Origin of the sequence: Rosistilla ulvae (assembly GCF_007741475.1) — a bacterium.
In the GTDB taxonomy this organism is placed as follows: Bacteria; Planctomycetota; Planctomycetia; order Pirellulales; family Pirellulaceae; genus Rosistilla; species Rosistilla ulvae.
In genome coordinates, this window is sequence record NZ_CP036261.1 from 4,419,254 (window position 1) to 4,438,740 (window position 19,487).

The 19,487-nt window shown below is 56.5% G+C and carries 12 protein-coding genes; 9 read left to right on the forward strand and 3 right to left on the reverse strand.

Annotated features, from left to right (window positions below):
* Positions 1 to 176: 176 nt before the first annotated feature.
* The 4 genes from EC9_RS15560 (at position 177) to EC9_RS15575 (ending at position 7,486) form a co-directional block, all read left to right on the forward strand.
* On the forward strand, positions 177 to 977 hold the full coding sequence (locus tag EC9_RS15560; protein WP_145346647.1) for a 3-keto-disaccharide hydrolase: 801 nt from the start codon (positions 177 to 179) through the stop codon (positions 975 to 977).
* Between the two features lie 288 nt (positions 978 to 1,265).
* Positions 1,266 to 1,742, forward strand: coding sequence for a MauE/DoxX family redox-associated membrane protein (locus EC9_RS15565; protein ID WP_218934176.1), 477 nt, complete (start codon positions 1,266 to 1,268; stop codon positions 1,740 to 1,742).
* Positions 1,739 to 2,476 (forward strand): SDR family oxidoreductase, encoded by a 738-nt coding sequence (locus tag EC9_RS15570; RefSeq protein WP_145346648.1) that lies wholly within the window; start codon positions 1,739 to 1,741, stop codon positions 2,474 to 2,476. Before EC9_RS15565 ends, EC9_RS15570 begins: the two co-directional genes overlap by 4 nt.
* Positions 2,477 to 3,286: 810 nt before the next feature.
* Positions 3,287 to 7,486 carry a hypothetical protein gene (locus tag EC9_RS15575; RefSeq protein ID WP_145346649.1) on the forward strand — a complete coding sequence of 1,400 codons (4,200 nt, stop codon included), beginning with the start codon at positions 3,287 to 3,289 and terminating at the stop codon, positions 7,484 to 7,486.
* A gap of 709 nt (positions 7,487 to 8,195) precedes the next feature.
* Here the strand turns inward: EC9_RS15575 and EC9_RS15580 are convergent.
* Together EC9_RS15580 and EC9_RS15585 are read right to left on the reverse strand one after the other, a co-directional pair.
* Positions 8,196 to 9,422 carry a LamG domain-containing protein gene (locus EC9_RS15580; protein WP_145349178.1) on the reverse strand — a complete coding sequence of 409 codons (1,227 nt, stop codon included), beginning with the start codon at positions 9,420 to 9,422 and terminating at the stop codon, positions 8,196 to 8,198.
* A gap of 210 nt (positions 9,423 to 9,632) precedes the next feature.
* Entirely contained in the window at positions 9,633 to 12,980 is a 3,348-nt protein-coding gene (locus EC9_RS15585) for a PVC-type heme-binding CxxCH protein (protein WP_218934177.1), read from the reverse strand.
* Positions 12,981 to 13,209: 229 nt separating this feature from the next.
* Here EC9_RS15585 and EC9_RS15590 point away from each other — a divergent pair, with 229 nt between their 5' ends.
* Positions 13,210 to 13,668, forward strand: coding sequence for a hypothetical protein (locus EC9_RS15590; protein ID WP_145346651.1), 459 nt, complete (start codon positions 13,210 to 13,212; stop codon positions 13,666 to 13,668).
* A gap of 100 nt (positions 13,669 to 13,768) precedes the next feature.
* On the opposite strand, the gene EC9_RS15595 is transcribed toward EC9_RS15590, so the two are convergent.
* Complete coding sequence (locus EC9_RS15595) at positions 13,769 to 14,074, reverse strand: VF530 family protein (RefSeq protein ID WP_145346652.1); 306 nt, start codon at positions 14,072 to 14,074, stop codon at positions 13,769 to 13,771.
* Between the two features lie 429 nt (positions 14,075 to 14,503).
* On the opposite strand from EC9_RS15595, the gene EC9_RS15600 reads away from it, so the two are divergent.
* The 4 genes from EC9_RS15600 (at position 14,504) to EC9_RS15615 (ending at position 19,443) form a co-directional block, all read left to right on the forward strand.
* A complete protein-coding gene (locus EC9_RS15600) occupies positions 14,504 to 15,331 on the forward strand; it encodes a CvfB family protein (protein ID WP_145346653.1) in 828 nt (275 codons plus the stop codon).
* A 338-nt stretch (positions 15,332 to 15,669) separates the two neighbouring features.
* A complete protein-coding gene (locus EC9_RS15605) occupies positions 15,670 to 16,134 on the forward strand; it encodes a hypothetical protein (protein ID WP_145346654.1) in 465 nt (154 codons plus the stop codon).
* 248 nt (positions 16,135 to 16,382) lie between these two features.
* Positions 16,383 to 18,038 carry a TolC family protein gene (locus EC9_RS15610; protein WP_145346655.1) on the forward strand — a complete coding sequence of 552 codons (1,656 nt, stop codon included), beginning with the start codon at positions 16,383 to 16,385 and terminating at the stop codon, positions 18,036 to 18,038.
* A 49-nt stretch (positions 18,039 to 18,087) separates the two neighbouring features.
* Positions 18,088 to 19,443 (forward strand): efflux RND transporter periplasmic adaptor subunit, encoded by a 1,356-nt coding sequence (locus EC9_RS15615; RefSeq protein ID WP_246105707.1) that lies wholly within the window; start codon positions 18,088 to 18,090, stop codon positions 19,441 to 19,443.
* Positions 19,444 to 19,487: the final 44 nt, after the last annotated feature.

The following is a 19,487-nucleotide window of genomic DNA, read 5'->3' on the forward strand; positions in this document are numbered from 1 at the left end:
CAGCCTGAACTTTATTTACAGGCGCAAGACGAGATGAAGTTCCTTGGCGGGTTCTGGATCTCGAGATTCAGATCGATGCAGGGAGCTGTCGCGCAGCGAAAATCATCGTTTGCGTCGATAGACTACAATGGCTGCTCGGCAATCTCCTTCGCTCCTGCACTCCACGCTAGCTACCCATGAACAACTTGCATCCGCTGCGATTGATTCCATTGGCATTAACCGTCTTCCTTGCCGTCGAATCGGCGACCGCGAAGGAACCGGGAGAAACGCTCGAGTTCCAACCCGACCAGACTCACTTGCCAGTCGAACCTCCCGCCGACGCGATCGTGTTGTTTGATGGTGGGGCCGATGTCGGGTTCCTCAATAAGCATGGTGAACCGATCGATTGGCCCGTGGTGGATGGAACCCTCGAAAGTTCGGGTGGCCAGAAAGCAAACCATATCGTTTCGAAGTGGCATTTTCGCGACGCGGATATCCACGCCGAGTTCATGCTTCCGGAAGATGGGCCGGGAAACAGTGGGTTGTATATACACGGGAACTACGAAATGCAGATCATCCACTCAGCAGAGAAGAAGCGACTGGGTGATTCGGACATGGGAGCGATCTATGGGTTTAGCAAACCGTTGGTCCCCGCCGAGCGAGGCCGTGGTGTATGGCAGGTCTACGATATCCGTTACCGTGCTCCGCGCCGCGATTCCGATGGCAAAGTTACAGCCAACGGAACCATCACCGCCTGGCTGAACGGACAATTGGTTCAAGACGCTGCCGAATTCGGTGAACCGCGAAGCGTTTATCATCCCTACCGCTCGGGCACGACCGACTACTTGAAGGCGATTTGGAAGAAACAAATAGCAACGACCACCGGACCGCTGTTCCTGCAAGATCACGGCGACGCGGTTCGCTTCCGCAACGTTTGGATTCGACCGCTGGATCAACACGCCTACCGATACGACCTGGTGCCAACGGATTCCAACTGAGGTCGTCAAAGTCCAATCGTGCCGCACTCGAGTTCTGAAGCGTTGACGTCGAGCCATTAGGCGAATTCAGCCGCCTTGTCCGCAGCACTGATCGCCTGAAGGTTTCACTCCAACGACTACGCCCAATGGAACCTGCTGCTCGCCGGTTTGTGGTGTTCGGCGGTGGTCCACGAGAGGTATATCCGGCGTCATTGACGTCGGCCTACCATGAAGCATAGCGGAATCGAACACTGGCATCGTTCCATTCGCGCTAGCCTCTCATCCATCTTACTTATCGAGGAGAATCGCGTGTCTGACTCCGACCCCAAGCTGCGACCACAACTCGCCCTTTGCCTGCTACTGATCCGGCTAGGCATCACCAGCGTCTTCCTTATGTGGACGATCGACAAGTTCGTCAACCCGGAACATGCTGCCGCGGTGTTCAAGAAGTTTTACATGGTCCCTTCGCTGAGCAGTTCGCTAGCCTACGGCATCGGAGCGATTCAATTGGCGCTGGTGATCGCGTTTGCTCTCGGTGCGTTTCGAAACATTACCTATCCGATCATCCTGATCTTGCACAGTATTTCAACGTTCAGCTCGTTCAAGCAATACGCGGATCCTTGGACCTACCCGCACCTGCTGTTCTTCGCAGCGATCCCGATGCTGGCGGCATGCTTTACCCTGTGGCTGCTGCGTCGCTACGATGACTATTCGATCGACGCAATGCGATCGCGCGGATCAGCCGCCGCAACCACAACGACACCTGGAGATGGGACCGCAGGATGAACAAGCAACTGAAAACGGCGATCGTCACGGGTGGCTCCGGAGCGATCGGCGGGGCGATCTGCCAAAAATTGGCGGACGACGGTTTCCAAATCGTTGTGCATTTCGGCTCCAACGCAGAGGGAGCGACGAAGGTTGTCGAGCAGATCGTTTCCGGCGGTGGCAATGCGATCAAGGCGGCAGCGGATGTCGCCGATCCGCAGCAGGTTCGCAAGTTGTTCGAGACGGCTGAAGAGGCGTTTGGTGGTGTCGACGCGGTGGTTGTCAATGCAGGAACGATCACAAAGTGCCCGATCGTCGACCTGACGATCGAACAATTCGACGCGATGGTCTCGGTCAATTTGCGAGGATCGTTTCTTACGGCGCAGGAAGCTGCGAAGCGGATCGGGTGCAACGGACGACTGATCTTCATTTCGTCCGGCCTGGCCGCGCGACCGATGGCTGGCACCGCGGTCTATTCCGCGACAAAGGCCGCACTGGATGCGATGACTGTTTCGCTCTCCAAAGAACTCGGCGAGCGAGACATCACTGTCAATTCAGTCCAACCCGGCGCGACGGTTCCGGGGATGTTTGAACAAAGTGGCGATGACGCAGCAGAAAAGTTCGCCGCCATGTCCCCCTTTGGCCGACTTGGACATCCCGATGACATCGCGGACGTCGTCTCCTTTGTCGCAAGTGATTCGGCGCGTTGGATGACCGGACAAACCATCCGCGTCGACGGCGGATCGATGAATTAGCGCAACATAGTTGATGCCGACCATTCGCACTGAACATCCAAGCGTCGAAATCGGGGACGAGCAAGCTTTTTAAGCACTCTCGCCACTTTGCGGCAGCGGAACCGGGGCCACCTTCAACAGCTTCTACTTAGCACGGCTCAGTTTCGCGAGGTTTTGCAGTTCAGTTTCCGGCAACGCTCCGTCGAAGTCGACGATGTTTCAAATGACAAACGGTTCGAACATTGAGCGGATCGCACGCAGTTCTATAACGGCACAACTAGTGATATGCGGATCTGTAGTCGCGGACTGATGGAAGTCCAGATCTTACAACTGGCCGATAGTTAGGCACCGTGAGCCGAATGACCTTGCCGAAGTGATATGGCAATTCCTCGAAGGAGGACGCAGGGATCGCAAACGAACCCAAACAGTTCCTTGAGTTGACGCGGGTTTTGAGTCCACCTCTCGCCGTCATGTGACGAGCCTAGCGTTCCTGCCTTTGCGACTGCCCATTGTGGTTCAGTAACTATCTTGCAGGTCGGTACTGTTGGAACTACGCGATACCGAGGGAACGGTTCACAAGCAGGGTTATCAAAGCCCGATAGTTTGACCAGCTCTTCGGGAGAACCAAGTAGTGAAGGAATTAATGCTCCGTTTACCTTTACACCTTCCTGGAGATAGAATCTATCTGGATTAAGACCGAAGATTGCCATGCCTCTCAGTTATCTTTGGTCGAAAACAACACCCTCATCATGGGAACGTCACTTCAGCGATTCAACGCTGGCTGTATTCCCCAGACGATAGTGCGAACGAAAAATCACGGAGGATTAAGACATGGCGGATTGGGGAATCGAACGGCAATGGCTGGTAAAGCGTGGCGAAGACCGCTATACCACATCAACCGAGCAATTGCTCGACCTGGGCGTCTGTTGCATCCTTGGTGCGGCAGGCCTCGGAAAGACACATGAACTCAACTCACTGGCGAAGAGCCTTCAAGAGTCCGGAGCTTGTGTCGTGCAGAGACGCCTCGTCGATTTAAGTATCGACTTGTCCGGCCCGAGTCTAAGAGATGGTCTGAAAGAACTTTCCGAAGAACTCCGCGGCAGTCCGTCAGATACCGTCCTCATGCTGGATGCGCTCGACGAAGCAATGATTCCGATCCGTCGAATCGACTTGATTGTCTCGGAATGGATAAAACGTGACCTGAGCGACATCAGGCGGACTCTTTTGATCGCGTGTCGCTCCACTGTCTGGCCAGAAGAGATCCGTATTGCCCTGGCCGACGCATATCAGCAGGACGTGTCCGTAGCGATACTCCAGCCTTTGTCACGCGAACACCAGGAAGCGGCCATCGCTGCCGAGAGGCTTGGCGACAGCGACGCGTTTTTCCAAGCGGTTGCAGCGAACCGCGTGGAGACACTTGTCGCACAACCAATGACGCTTCGCCTGTTGATAGATGAGTTTCGAGATTCAGGAGCAATTGCTACTGATAGGTGTGAATTGTTCAGGCGGGCCGTCCACCGGTTGGTATGCGAACGTGAAGAGAGGCAAGAGACTGCGGATGGCAACCCGTACGCGCCGGCCAGAAGTCCAGCCGAATTGCTTGATGCTGCAGAAAAAATCGCCTGCCTTTTGTTGCTTTCCGACCATCGGGCCGTCTCTCTGGGCGATGATCATGTTAAAGCCTGTCTAAGCCATCATAACCTTGCCGATCTACCAACGAATGGAGCCCCGCTAGATTACGCTCTCCTGAGAGCGGTGTCACGATCAGGCCTATGTGAATCAGATGAGACTAAGCCGTTCACGTTCAGTCATAGACTGATCGCCGAGTATCTCGCTGGACGTCGTCTCGCTAAGCTTCCATTGCACCAGTCTCGAGCCTTGCTTGCGAGTCCGACCGGATGGCAGGACGGGGTTGCCGGTCCACTTCGCGAGACGGCTGCTGTCGCATCAGGTTTAAATTTCGAAGTCGCCCGGTGGATTGCTGAAACGGACCCCGAAGTCATCGGGCTCTCCGAGGTCAGTAATGATGCGACACGGCGGACCGCGACTCTCGCCCTGTTGGACCTCTGTCGGCGGCACTGCATCACGGACATGCAACTTTCTCGGGGGGGCATTAAGATCTCAGGGCTGCGTTTCGCTGCCGCCGAATCTGTGCTTCGACCAGTCTTGTTGGAACGGCAGTCGGGTTGCGAAGATGTGCTTGATTGTGCGATCAGAATGGTCCGAGAGTGGGAATTGTCTGATTTATATGCCGATCTTACTGATCTCGCCAATGATCAAGACGCTCCTATTGAATCCCGCAAGGACGCAGCACACGCGATCTGTGCACTGGCTGGACCGGACCTTCGAGCTCAGATCATCCCACTCATTACGGATGCCCCAGACGTATCGGACGAGGAACTGAAGGGAATCGCGTTACAGAGTAACTGGCCCGAGAACCTAAGTGGCGAAGAAGTCCTGGCAGCTCTCACACCTCGACAACGCAAGAGTTTTCATGGCAGTTACGCATCTTTTCTATGGCGGCTTGTGGAGGAAGGATTTGATGCTGCTGACTGTCGCCGGGAAGGTCTTGAATGGGCAGGGCAGCAATTCGCGGATTTTGAGGACGACTATGATGCTCCATTTAAGATTGCTCAAAAGATCGTGCATTCGGCCCTTCATCGTCTTGATGATGAAGCCATTGCTGACCTCATCATAGAAATTCTGAAACGCTCTTCACAGGAATATCGGAAGTGTCCGTTACTGCCCATTGAGAATCACTCGCTAAGTTGTACCCCGTCCGACGCTGCGCTGGCGCCCTTAGAAGCGGAGCCAGAAATTAGGCGTCAGTTGATCGACCTGCTGCTTAGCCGCCATACCGATATGGCCGAACTCAGATGGCTGGTGCACTCGATTCCTTGTTTCCCCCTTGCTGAGGACTTTGGTTGGTTGATCCAGCGTGCACTTGATGAATCTCTGGACGACGACGTACGCTTACGCTATGCCGAGTTTACTTCGTTCACGCCGTGGTTGGATAACGTCGACTGCCTTGAGATCTGGCTCACGAACCGACAGTCAGAGCCAGTCGCGACGGTTTTGAACCTCCCCCTGTATGTCGAACTGGGGTCAGAGGAGGCCGAACGCCAGAGACAACAGTACGAGCGCATCCACGGCCGCGGGGGCCGGGACGACGGATATACTTTGGACCCTCCTCCGGCTGACCGAGTCGTGCAGTCGCTTTCGGTAGCGGCAACTCAAAGCCCGCTGAGCTTCCGCGGAGTGTGTCGGAACCTGTCACTGGAAACACGCAGTCGCCACTACGGATGCGAGAGGTTTTTAACCGTCACTCCCGGCTGGAACGAAGCCACGTCCGACACTAGAGAAAAAGTCGTCGCTGCTGCAAAGGCCTACCTGTTGTGTTCCGAAAACGACGATCCGGCGAGGATTCGAAAGGTCCCACTAAATGCAATTGATACAACGGCGATCGCGGCCTTCTGGCTCGTTCAGGAAATGGATCCCGATTGGTTGGAGTCGCAGCCTGATGAATGGTGGTCACGATGGGCGTGGTTCATTTTGCGTGAACAGCACCTATATCTCTCTGGAGAGCCCAACGAACCAAAGTACGAGCTGTTCCGTCGCCTTCATTCACATGTCAGTGGTTCGGTTCGCGAAGAGATTCGGCGGCTAGCCGTTGGTACATTCCGCAAGCAAATCGAATCAGCTCAATCACTGTTGAGCTCAGTTCTTCAGTTGTGTGCCCCGATCGAAGATCCGCTCCTTGATAGGATTCTATGTGACCGGATAAGGTCGCAAAACATCACGCGTTATTCGCTGCGCGACGTGGCTCAGTTTGTGCTGCGTCGCCGTCTGGACGACGCAGCCAGTGCCATTAGTGAGCGTGTTTCTAAAACGTCTAACTGTGATGCGGACAAAGAGGAGTGTGAACTGGTCATTGCTCTATTTCTTGAGCGATGTGACACTCATTGGGGAGAAGTTTCAGGATTCCTTAACAGGAATCCTGAAGCGGCTCAGGTACTACTCGCCGAATTCGCTAGTGGGTCCGGTCGCAGGTTTCGGGATGAAGAGTATGAGTTCTTGAATAATACAAGTCCCATCGTCATCGGCCACCTTGCCGAGTTTCTGTTCGATTACTATCCACCAGACAGCGATCCTCAGCACGACGGCGCTCACTATGTCTCACGTGACGACGAAGCTCGAACATTGAGGGACCGGTTGGTGAGCTGGCTGTCGGATCCTCAGGAAAACGAGGAACCGATCTATGCAAAGCAACGTGTTACGGCGCTCCGCCGACTGGAAGTAAGATTTGGATCGCGTTTTCCCTGGCTACGACGACCACGTGCGCGCGCGGAGCGGGAATATCGTCTGCGACATCGTAAGGCAATTCCGGTTGAGACTGTGGCTGCAATCCTTGATTCACATGAGCGACGTTTGATCCGACACGATACAGACGCACTCGATGGTGTGGTCGCAGCAGTTCAATTACTCGAACAGGAAGTCTGTGGTTCTGGTCAGTCGCTTCGTGAGCGTTATTGGAATACACCACACGGACAGGCACCAACCCCACGAGCCGAAGAATTTTACTCAGACGAGATGCGTCGGGTGATTCGCCAATACTTCGCACGCTACGGCGTCGTGGCTGACCGTGAAGTGCAGCTTCATCGGCGACAAGTGCCGGTTGCCGATGGTGGGGAGCCTGGATCAGAAGTCGACGTTCTAGTGTCCGCGCCGGGACGCGCAACCTCCACAGGTTCTGCGATCGTCGTCCCCGTGGAAGTGAAACGCTCCTGCAATCCTGAGGCGAAAACGGGTATGAAGTCACAGCTTGTTGACAGGTACTTGGACCAGACAGGAACAGCGATAGGTATTTTCGTCGTGGTCTGGCTGGATGCAACTGGCCTGAATAAAAGTCACCGACCGATCTGGCCCTCGATCGATGTGGCACGGGCAGAACTGAATCGACAGGCCGACGAAATCCGTGGCACTGACGGGGTGGAAATTAGAGTAGTCGTGATTGACCTATCGCTGATGTAGTACGGCGGTGAGCTACCCAGACGCTACATTGGAATTTGATGGCAACACGAGCAAACGGGACGGGAGATAGGCTTCTGCCCTGCTTCGGGCGAAAATAGGGGATGGGTAGTGCTGTCGCGTTGGCATTTTTCAATGGTGGGCTTATAAGTTTCGGGGCCCGGGCGATTAATCGCTTTTGAGCGATAGCTGCAGACTTGCGCCGGATGATCCTTCGCCCAAACCTTTGGGAGAAGCTGACGGAGGTCTGCTTGCATCCCCGTGTCAATAATCGCTAGTACACTAGTGAGCATTCTTCGCAGGCAGACCTCGTCAACTTGGGCCGCTGTGCGATTGTTGTGTTTCTGGTCAACGTGATGACGATGCCTTCGATCCTGCAGCTCGACAGGCAAAGAACTTTGGCTGCGAGGCTCGACGATTCCCTGTGCGATTCTTTTTCCAGAGCTTGAAGGTTCGTTCCGAGGGGATCTACGCTCCGCTTGAATGAAAGCCTTTATGCTGATGGAACTGGCCAGATAGCGAGCGAAACGCTCACCCCAAACTTGCCAGCGGGATACCGGCGATTTTGACCTGCGGGGTTCGAGAACCAAGCAGACTACAGCTACCAAAATGAAGAATTCATCCCCTCGCCGATTGCTTTCGGGCATTCAGCCGATGGTGCGATTCGCCGGCCCGGTTGGTTTGTTTGCGTTTCATGCCGGCGTTGGCGTAGCTATCGAGCGTGACTTAGTGCAGCCAGGGTTTGCAATTCCTTTTCGGAGAGTGCTCGGTCGAAGACGGCGACGCCGCCGATCCAGCCGGTGAAGCCGACGGTGCGGGCGCTGTGGATGACGCGGCCGATGGTGAACGGGCCGCCGCTTTGGTCGTCCTTCGGGGTATAGATCCCGTGCGGATACCACCACGGATTCAGCCGCAATGCAACGAGCTCGCGAGCGACTTCTTTGCCGTCTTGCAAAGTGACTTCGATCTTCGTGAAGCGATGCTCACGCAGCTCGACCCGTTGGCCATCGGACTCGCGAATGACCTTCACACTCAACGGCTCTCCTTCGGGCGGATTGTAATATTGGTCTTTGGGAAAGCTTGGATCTTCGCCAGCTTGTTTGCCCGGCAGCTTGGCGAAATGCCCCTGCATGTACGCCTTGTACGCATAAGAGATCAGCCCGTCCTTTTTCGGGTTCTCCAGCCAGCGATCCCCCGAGACGCCGTTGAGCCAGCCGGTCAGTTCGTCTTTGTCGTCGTCAAACGTCATCGCAAAACACTGCCACGATGCGTCGAGCTTCTCGGCTGGGGAATCCGCGGGGACGGCTGGCGATTGGCCAGCGGAGTTGCATTTGTGAAGGGCGTATTTGTTTTGGAATGAACTTGCGCCGTTCTCCGACACATGCCCACAAGCGCTCCCCTGTTTATTCAATCCGGCGAAGAGCGCGTATTGCCGCTGCCCACGTTCCACCTTGGCGATGCTGTCCGTCGATTTCTGTTTTAGGTCGGTTCCCTCGTGCCAGATCCCTGCTAACGCGTGATTGCCACTTTCACGAATCGCCCAGACGACGACCGAGACCGATTTGCCGGCCCCTTTGATATCCAACGGTGTGTCGTGCAGCCGCGAGCGTGGGATGTAAAGGAAGGGGCGGAAATCGGGATCGGTTTCTTTGACGATCCGAATCGCGTTGCCGAAGGGACCGCGGCCAAGCAGTGGGAAATCGGCGTACGTCGCCTCACGCCCCGTCCCCCAATAGTCGTTTACGTAGTTGGCAGCGTCGAGCGGATAATCGGTCGGGGAACCTGTCGGTACATGCGCCGTGAACCGTCGCTCGCCATCGGGCTCGCGCTGAACAAAATCCCAAAACGCGACGAGGCCCGGTGTGTCGACAACAGCGGAGCGACTTGTATTTACGTCGTCCGCCACACTGAATCCGGGACAGATCCATGCCGCGAACATTGCGATGAACAGCTGCCGGTTGATCCGCTGAATTTTGGTGATGCCCAAATTTCTAGATGCCTTATGTTTCAATGATTTCAAGCTACAGGAACCGCACGCGCGGCGTGGCTGATTTGTTTCGAACGCGGCTGCTAATACAGACGCTCGTTCCGTCGATCTATCAACGATACCGCCCGGGATGGAAGGATGTTGAACAGCCTTCGCGGCGATCTACTTCAGTGATTTGAGAAACGCGACGAGATCGCGGACTTCCAGTGGCGATAGCGCTTCGGTCATGTCGGGCATCAGGGAGACCTTTTGGTCGATGATCTCTTCGATCTCATCGGTTACGATTTTGATCTCTTTCCCGCTGCTATCGATGACGATTGTCTCGTCGTCGTTTTCGCTTTTGATGCTCCCTTTCACTGCCTGTCCAGAAAGAAGCAGAACGACCTGCGTGAAATACTTCGGTTCGATCTCCGCGCTCGGGGCGACGACAGCTCGCAGCAGATGGTTCACATCGCGTTGTTTTCCGATCTTCGTCAACTCGGGGCCGATGTTACTGCCACGTTTGCCAATGCGATGACAGCGACTGCATTGAGCTCGCAGGTTCGTCTGGAAGATCTGTTTCCCACGCTCCGCGTCGCCCCCCTGCCCCGAAAACGCAAACTTCACCTGGTCCGCCGTATCACCCAGCTTCAGCGCTGCGGCGCGTTCGGTTTGTCGTTGAGTCAGCTTGGGCAAGATCGAACGCAACGGTGCTGCATCATCGCCGCGCGATTGAACCGCTTGGTAGACGTCCAGCGACAAGTCTTCGGGCAGCGAGTCGTCCAACAATTGCGACGCCATCCGCTGCAAGACCACATCGGCATCGCGGTTAGCAATTTGTCCGAGTCCCGCAATACAAGCTTGCTTCACGGCGATCACGTCGGTCTGCTGCAACTTGTGTTCTAAGACCGCCAATGCGTCGGCTGGGTAACGATCGACAAGCCTCTGGATCGCGTAGATACTGAGCGCGGTATCGGATGAATCGACGTTGGATATCAACAGTTCCTTTGCCGATTCATGATCCATCTGCACAATCGAGTCGAGGGCCTGGATCCTTAGTTCCGTCAACGCTTCCTTGTTTTCAAGCAATCCGATCAACGCCGCTGGAGCGATTACGACGTTCAGCATTCTCGCTGCCCGTACCGCAGCCACCACAATGCTGGGTTCTCCCGCGGAAGCCAGTTGCCCCAGCACGACGGCCGTTGGATCGCCATCAAAACTACGAGGGGCCACGGGCAGATCTCGACGAATTCCTTCGACTCGATCGAGAACCGGCGGCGCCAGCCACTGACTCAGCGCGTCGCACGCTTCGACTCGCAAATCGACAGGATGCTTCGTATTCGATGCGTAGTTGAGCAAGCGGGCGGCGGCATCCGCCGTACCCAAACGAAAGTTTGCGTTGATCGCGCGTCGCACAAACGGTTCGCCACGTTTTGCAGAGCCATCGAGGGCTGCTGCAAGTTCGGGCAAGGCGTCGGGGATCGACAAGTCGTCGTGGATCCCGCGGGCCGCCTCGGTGGCAACCCATTCGGACGTGTCCGGCAAAAATTTCGCGACCAACGGGCTTCCTTGGCGGCGCAAGGCAAGCACGCAGACAAGCCTTGTCATTTCGGATGGGTTGTCAGCTTGAGCCTCCAATTGGGAGTCGCTGGCCGAAGCAGCTAAAGCGGACACGATCGAATGCCTCAGGTAATGCTGGTCGGCGTTCAGCAGTTCGCTTTGCTTCAACAGCGGCCCAACCGCGGCGGGACTCGGCTGGCGTGCGAGTGCGAGTCCCGCGTTGACGCGGACGTGCAAATCCTCATCGTCCAACAATTTGATCAGCCCTGGAATTGTGCCGGCGTCAGCGTTTGCTTGGGGAATCTCGCCGATCGTCTTGGCCGCTTGAGCACGAACCGCTGGATCATGATCGCCGAAGCTACCTACCAACGCCGGGATCACTGCCAAATCGCCGGATCGTGCCAGTTGTCCCAAGCCCCATACACAATGGAGCTTCGCCAACGTGTCGACCGATTGGGATCTCAAGTGACTCTGCAGTCGCTCGGCCTGCTTCTTTTTCACGAGTGCAAACTGAGCGCCCATGCGGACACGCATATCCGCATGACTCAACAATGCGATCAAATCATCGAGTTCCCGTGCATCGAATCCAGCGGCAAGCAACTTCTGCACTTCGAAGCGAACCGCGAGGTCGGCACCAGGCACATCGATGCGAATAACCGACCCTTTTTCGTCCAACGGATAACCGCCATCCCAGTCGGCACCATAGAGTGCTCCGTCGGGACCAAATGCCAGTCCCACGATCGCGTCGCCGGACTTTATTTTGTGATCATCGACCATGCGGAAACTGTCACCCGCGGCCTCGACACGAAACGCGTACTGATGCCCAGCTGGCGCGTTGGTCGCAAAGAAGTAGTTGTAATAGGCGGGGCTGAGCGCGGTGCCGGGATTAAATTTGAAACCCGCCGGACCGTCGATGTAATGACTGAGCGGAGGAATGATGTAGGCCGGGTGTTGGTCTTCGGCGAGCTGCCAAAGTTTCTCATCGGTCCAAGGGTTGTAATCGCTGCCGCGATACTGGTAGTGGCAACGCCACCCCGCATCCATCCCATCGACGATCGCTACAAAACGTTCGCGTTCGCCGGGTTGATCGGCATCGTTGTCGATACCGAAGATGTTTCCGTATTGGTCGAAGGCAAACTCTTGCACGTTCCGCAAGCCATGGGCGAAGACTTCAAAATCGCTGCCGTCGGGATTGCACCGCATCACGCCGCCTTGGTTGGGGTAGGCGATGTTCTTTCCTTCTTTTGTCGTGACGTTGATCCCTTTATCTCCGATCGACCAATACACCTTGCCATCGGGGCCAAGCGTCAAACCATGCATGTCGTGACCGGCGTAGGCGATGTGCAGCCCAAAACCGGTCGCCATGATTTCCCGTGAATCGGCGATCCCGTCGCCATCGGCGTCTCCCAACTTCCAGACGTCCGGTGCGATCGTCGCCCAGACATCGCCATCGAGCGCCATGACTCCCGCGGCGATCCCCGTCACTTCGGTGTTGAACCCTTCGGCAAACGTCGTCATCTCATCCGCGGTTCCGTCGCCGTCGGAGTCGACGAGTCGCAAGATGCGTTCGCTGATCACCGTCAAGTCGCGCCAGTCGTGATGTCCGTCTTTGTTCAGATCACCAACATGTTTGCTCTGCTGTTTGTCGTCGCCACCGATGGCAAGTTGGGAATGGTAGAACTGCCGCTTGTCCTCGACACTTCGGAATCCCACGTCATTGGGAATCCAATCGCGATTGGCGCGGATGTCCAAATCCTGCGATTTTCGACGACGCGTCTGCGTGACAAAAACACGCCCCTGATCGTCGACACTGATCGCAACCGGATCGGGGACATTGATCGTCCCACTCCATTTCTGATACTCCAAAGCTGGACGTTTCTGCGTGTCATCTGCGTCTTGGGCGATCAGCGACGATGACAGGAACAGCGAGACGCAGGTGGCGATGATCCAAGCGGGGGATCGTTGATTCATGACGTTCATTCAGCTCGTGGAGATAACCTCGGCGGTCGGCCGAAGCGTGTGTGTTTTAGGCCGGGTGAGCGGCAAAAAAAGGATGGCTAGTCTAACTACCCACTCCGCTATCTGCAAGGAAAACAGCGGTTCACGCGTCCTGCGGTTCCTCGATCTGTGGTTGCCGGGTAGGCTGGCGTTTCTCGTTGATTATAAGTCCGGAGCCGTTTGCTTTCCCAATCGAGACGTTATGAAAGCTGCCACGATCAGCCATTTGAAGAAGGAGCTCGTCAAGCTAGAACAGGACGAACTGCTGGAAGTTTGCCTTCGCATGGCCAAGTTCAAACTCGAGAGCAAAGAATTGCTGACGTATCTGTTGATGAAAGCAGACGACGAGATCGGTTATGCAAACGAGCTGTGCGACGAGATCGACGATCATCTCAACACACCGGGACGCATCCACAAAAAGACGCTTCGCAAGGTGGTCCGATGGATGGACAAGTCGCTACGTTTCTCGGGCAATAAGGAGACGGAGCTGCATGTGCGGATTCATTTTTGTCGGCGGATCAAAGACAAGCAGATCAGCTTTGGCGACTGCCGCGTCAGCGCGAATCTCTACGCCACGCAACTGAAGAAGATTGGCAAGGCGATCGACAAAGTGCATCCGGACCTTCGCTTCGACTACCGCCTGCAGACCTCGGGGCTCTAGACTCGCCAGCCGCGTTGCGAACTGGGCGGTCGCGGCGACATCCGAACGCGGATACGAATCATCGCGTCAATCGCCCCGCATCCCCATCGGATAGGCTTCGTTAACCCCGGCGTGCTCGATCCCAAACGCTTTCGGTAGGAGTGGGAACGCTCTTCGCAGGCTCGCTCTTCTTTCCCTTCCGTTGGTCGTAGCTGATCGAATTCACATACAACCGCTCCACTTTGGCGCGTGCCCAGTCGGTTTTGCGCAGAAATTTAAGGCTGCTGGTGATGCTCGGATCGCTCTGGAAGCATCGGATTTGAATTCGGTCACCCAGCTGTACCCAACCATACTCGGCAACCAAGTACTCCAGGATCGCTTTTAAGGTGATGCCGTGGAGCGGATTGTTTGGCTGAGTTTGATTCATGATTTCCTTGAGCAATCGGGGAAGTCATCCAGGGCGGAAACCGAATCCGTTTCGCGCCAAAAAGTCGAGGTTGCCGCGATACAGATCGAAGCTTTGCTTTGGGACCGATCAGCCCTCAGCTGACGTAGCGATGTTAACTCTTTACAGGCAGAACCACAATGCACGGCGCAATTGGCTTCCGCTGCCGCAATTGCGTGGACTATCATTTGAGTGCAGCAACCGACAATATCAGCCGCGTTGTTGATTCGAGCGAACCGGGAGTTTTTGCTGAGCTGGCGTTGCAGCGACTGTTGGGCTACGAAACGCTTCGTGTTGGGGGGCATCACGTAAGACGATTCCGTCTGCGCCGACGACTGAAAATGCTGCCCAAACACTTCGCTCCCATTGATCCCAGCACGCATCCGCGAAAGGCAACGAAGGCTTTAGTTCATGATTGAAATCGGCAGCACGTACACTTTAGAGGTGGTCAAGGAGACTGAATTCGGAGTCTATTTGGACGCCGGAAATCTCGGCGAGATTCTGCTCCCCAACAAACATACGCCCCCCGATTTGGAGCCCGGTGATACTGTGGAGGTCTTCCTCTACCTGGACTCCGAAGAGCGGCCGATCGCGACCACGCAAACCCCCAAAGCCGAGGTGGGCGAGTTTGCGTACTTGATGGTCAAGGATTGCACGCCGGTCGGGGCGTTCTTGGATTGGGGATTGGACAAGGATGTCTTGGTTCCATTTGCGGAACAACATCGCCCGATGGTCGTGGGCAAGTCCTACATCGTGTTTCTCTATTTGGACAACCAGAACCGGATCACCGCGACGTCGAAGATCGACAAGATCGTGGAGGAGGATGATCAACACGATTTCCGACCGCAGCAGGCTGTCGATCTAATCATCGCAAACAGCACCGAACTGGGCTTTAAAGCGATCGTCGATCAGAGCCACTGGGGGCTGCTTTACAAAGACGAAGTCGATCAACGGCTCAGTTTTGGGCAGAGCATTCGCGGTTACATCAAACACATTCGCGAAGACGGCAAGATCGACCTGAGTCTGAAAAGCGGCCAACAAATCCGCGACAGCTACAGCCAAGTGATTCAAGATTACTTGCAAGACCACAATGGGTTTGCCCCGGTTCACGACAAGTCACCGCCAGAACAGATCGCTGAGCTCTTGGGAATGAGCAAGGGACAATTCAAAAAGGCGATCGGTGGCTTGTTCAAGCAGCGAGTGATTACCATCGAAAGCGATGGCATACGCCTGGTGTGATCGCGTGGTTAAATCTGTGGTGTCCCTGGAACGGTATGTTATCGTTGGTGGCCCATGCGATCGGAAGTCGATCATCTGCGTTGTCTCGATGATTTGTGGTGGCAACGTCGGTGTGGAAGCGCGTAGAACAGTCTTCAATCCCGCCGGGATAGTTTTCGCGCTATCGGTTTCGCAATCCGGAGGTGCGCAGCGACCTCCGGCTACCTTCTTCGATCCCTTCGGGGGCAGTGTTTCCGAAACGGGTGGCATGCGGCGTCAATGCGGTCTGATCTCTGACGGATCATAGAAGGTAGCCGCCGCTTCGTTTAACCGCGTGCCCAGCGTGCCCAGCGGGCCGCGTGTCACGCGGCACCAACGCGCGGGGCGATGCCACCGCCGTTAAACGATTGGGTTTCGACCGCGTGTCACGCGGCACCAGCGCGCGGGGCGATGCCACCGCGGTTAAACGATTGGGTTTCGACCGCATGTCACGCGGCACCAGCGCGCGGGGCGATGCCACCGCGGTTAAACGATTGGGTTTCGACCGCATGTCACGCGGCACCAACGCGTGGGGCGATGCCACCGCCGTTAAACGATTGGGTTTCGACCGCATGTCACGCGGCACCAACGCGCGGGGCGATGCCACCGCCGTTAAACGATTGGGTTTCGACCGCGTGTCACGCGGCACCAACGCGCGGGGCGTTGCCACCGCGGTTAAACGATTGGCTTTCGGCCGCGCGTCGCGCGGCACCAACGCGCGGGGCGTTGCCATCGCGGTTAAACGATTGGGGCCTATCGGGCTGCGCTACAAAAACATCTCGTAGCGAAACTCGGCAGGAGTTTCGGAGGAGTGCGTTGTGTGGGCCCGGAAGTCTTGACGACTTCGGCTACGGCTTGTCCGGGGGCGCTCGGGAGATTGTTGGATGTGACTCTTGGCAGTCTGGGCAAAATCGTGGGTGGCTGAGGGCTTTTGGGGAAACGGGCAAGTGGGGGGCGTGGAACGTCGAGCTAACAAGTAGACGGCTTCCGATTGTTGGGAATGTCGCGACCGAAGGACTTAAGCTAGCAATCCATGGCAAATCACGTGGCAGATCAGCAACGCTCAAACTATCGGTCGAACTGTGCGGAGTCGGCTGCCGACACAGGGGATTATCGTCGGACAATCGCCGCCTCGTTCGCGGCGCTGGCGATGCTTTTGCTGCTGTCGCCGGCGCTAGCGGTGTTGATTGGCTGCGCTAGCAAAGGGCCGATGCCTACTTTCGCTGCCAGTTCGCTGCCGTCGATGTCCGAGAGTGGCGAAACGATTGCACCGGAGCGATGGTGGACGACGTTCGACGATGACGGCTTGGATCGCGAGGTCAATTTGGCTCTCGGCGATAACTTTGATCTCGCCGTCGCGCTCAGTCGCCTGCGAGCCGCTCAAGCGGTGACGCGGATCGCTGCGTCGGATTGGTGCTGGGATGTGAACGGATTTTCTGAGTCGTCGCGTACATTTGGACCGGGGCGAGATGCATCGCAGATGACGTGGGGGCTGGATGCGAGCTACCAGGTCGATCTGTTTGGACAAATTCGTTCGCGCGTCGACGCCGAACGCTTTCGGACCGAAGCGACTCGCTCGGACTATCAAGCGGTTGCACTGTCACTTTCCGCAGAAGTCGCCCGCACTTGGTACTCGCTGATCGAATCCTACGCTCAGATAAAACTTCTCGAAGAACAAGTCGAGACGAACCGGGAAGGCTTGAAAGCGGTCGAGTTGCGGTATGCGGAAGTCGGCGAAGGCGGCCCCAACGTTTTGCGTCAGCAACAGTTAGTGCAATCGACGATGGAGCAGATGGTTGTCGTGCGAGCCGGCATCGAAGTGCTCGAACACCAGCTGGCGGTGCTCACCGGGCAACCTCCCCAAACCGCCAGGTACCAACCGGGCGACAAATTGCCCGAACTCCCGCCGATGCCATTCGCCGGTCTGCCCGCGGATCTGCTGAATCGCCGCCCCGATGTCCGCGCCGCCTACTTTGCCTTGGCCGCAGCCGACCGAGATGTGGCTGCCGCCGTTAGCGATCAATACCCGCGGTTGAACCTCGGAGCTTCGATTGTCAATTCGGCTCAGAATCCCGAAACGCTTTTCCGGGACTGGTTCCTTTCGCTCGGCGGACAATTGATCGGCCCGATCATCGACGGCGGCCAGCGACGCGCCGAAGTCGCCAGGACGCAGGCTGTCGTGTGGCAGCGGTTCAGCGAATACCGACAAACGACATTGATCGCGCTGCAGGAAGTCGAAGATGCGCTGGCGTTGGAGCGTCGGCAGATCGAGCGGATCGAATTGCTGGAAGCTCAGCTCGAGAGTGCGGAACTCGCCTCTCAGCAGCTGCTTCAGTACTTTATTACCGGTAATACCAGTTACTTGGACGTTCTCAGCGCTGCTCAGTCTCGCCAAAGCTTGCAACGATCGCTTCTGTCTGCCAGATTGGATCTAATCCAGATCCGTATCGGTTTGTATTTGGCTCTGGCGGGCACCTTCGACACGCGGCCGATTGAAAACAATGGGTTGCTCTTGGACGCCCCGCGATTAACCTCAGAGAATGAGTTTGACGATAGCGACGCGGGCGAATTGTTGCCCCCTCCTGCCGGGATGCCAGTCGACGCATCTCCCGCCCCCACTGAATTGCCTTCGCCCGCAGCCGGAAGTGGCACGGTGAAGCCCGCCAAAGAATTCGATTTAAATGAGTGAAGCTGGCCATTCCAGACCACGCCGTAGCTGGATCAGTCTCCTTGCCAATATGTTCCTGTGCCTCGCGATCTTGGCGGGCTCTGCGGCTGGGGTGTGGTGGATTTACCAGACGGAACCCGAAGCACAGCAGATCAACGCCAAACGCAAATCGGCGGCTCTGGTCGAAACCATCATCGTCGAACGCGACACCTATTCGCCGAATCTGGTGGTATTGGGGACCGTTCGCCCCGCGCAGGACATCGTGCTCAGTCCGCGAATTCGCGGCCAAGTGCTCGAGCTCGCGCCCTCTTTCGCCCCCGGAGGCATGGTTCGCGAAGGCGACCTGCTGATGCAAATCGATCCGGCCGACTTTGAGAACACCGTTTCGATTCGCAAAAGTGAATTGGAACAGGTGGAAGCCGATTGGGAAATCGAGTCCGGACGCAAGAAACTGGCCAAGCAAGAGCTAGACCTGTTGGGCGATTCGATTGGCAAGGTCAACGCCGCCCTGGTATTGCGAGAACCCCAATCGGCGTCGCTGCTATCGAGGTTAAACGCCGCCAAAGCGGCTGTCGAACGCGCTATCCTCGATTTGGATCGAACCGAGATCTTGGCTCCCTTCGACGCTCAGATTCTCGACCGCTCCGTCAACGTTGGTTCCCAGGTCGAACCGGGCGATGAATTGGGGCAACTTGTTGGCATCGATCAGTACTGGGTGATGGCAGCGGTTCCAATTCGAAATCTGCGTTGGGTGCGATTCTCCAGCGACAAACAACACGGCTCCGAAGCCATCCTGCACAATCCCGATGCGTGGGGACACGAAGTGCATCGCGTCGGCCGCGTCGAGCGGATGATTGGCTCACTGGATGAACAGACTCGACTGGCACGCGTCTTGGTGGTTGTCGAAGATCCATTGGGACTGGAGTCCGACGTGCCGCCGTTGATCCTCGATTCGCTGTTAAAAGTGGAGATCGCCGGCAAAGAGATCGACGACGTGGTCCGACTGCACCGTGAATACGTCCACGATGGCGACACGGTCTGGGTGATGAAAGATGGAGAACTGGAGATCCGCGATACGGAGATCGAGTTTCGCGATCCAGAATTTGCCTACATCAGCAGCGGGCTGGAGACGGGCGATGAAGTCGTGACCACGACGCTCGCGACCGTCGCCAACGGCGTCAAGCTTCGCAAGGTCGACGCCCCCGCGGAGGCGGAAGATGCGGAAACCGACGACACCAAAACCGGCGACAGCAAGACCGACGACACTGAGACCGGCGACACTGAGACCGGCGACACTGAGACCGGCGACACTGAGACCGACGGCACCAAGACCGACGGCACCAAGACCGACGGCACCAAAACCCACGACATCAAAACTGTCGACATCAAACCCGACGACACCGAATCTGCGGAGGCGAGCGAGTGAGCCAGCCTGCCGACGAGATCGAATCGAACGACGACCAACCGATC